This is a genomic window from Flagellimonas olearia (assembly GCF_009184425.1).
GTDB classification, from domain to species: domain Bacteria; phylum Bacteroidota; class Bacteroidia; order Flavobacteriales; family Flavobacteriaceae; genus Flagellimonas; species Flagellimonas olearia.
The window spans coordinates 1-337 of the sequence record NZ_WELG01000145.1 but is presented as its reverse complement, the minus strand read 5'-3'; the positions used below and the strand labels follow the sequence as shown (position 1 = coordinate 337).

The window sequence follows — 337 nt, the reverse complement described above, 5'->3', positions numbered from 1 at the left end:
CACAAACTCCATTTTCTTTTCCCACTCAAGGTTTGTTTCGGGATCAGATTTTCCTTGGAACGACGGAATCTTCATCTTAATACTACCCAAGTGGTTATCTCCCCGATTCCTAGCTTCTCTAAACCCATAACCATGCCCAAACCTGCCCCGATTCATTGGTGGCTCTTCCAACTCCTCCATCTCCTCTTCATCTTCAATATCCCCCCATTGCTCCCCTTGTTGCACTCGCCTATATGGTTGTCTAACAGGAGCGTTTCGTGGCTGCCCCCGAGTTGACTCTTCTTCCAACCTATCCATTCTCTCATGAATTTGTTCTAATTCAGTCCTCATCATCCGT

General features: G+C 46.6%; 1 protein-coding gene. It reads right to left on the bottom strand.

The window, feature by feature from the left end; all coding sequences use genetic code 11:
- On the bottom strand, positions 1 to 297 hold a 297-nt coding region (locus F8C76_RS18235), incomplete at its 3' end, for a hypothetical protein (protein ID WP_152132971.1).
- Between the last annotated feature and the right edge of the window lie 40 nt (positions 298 to 337).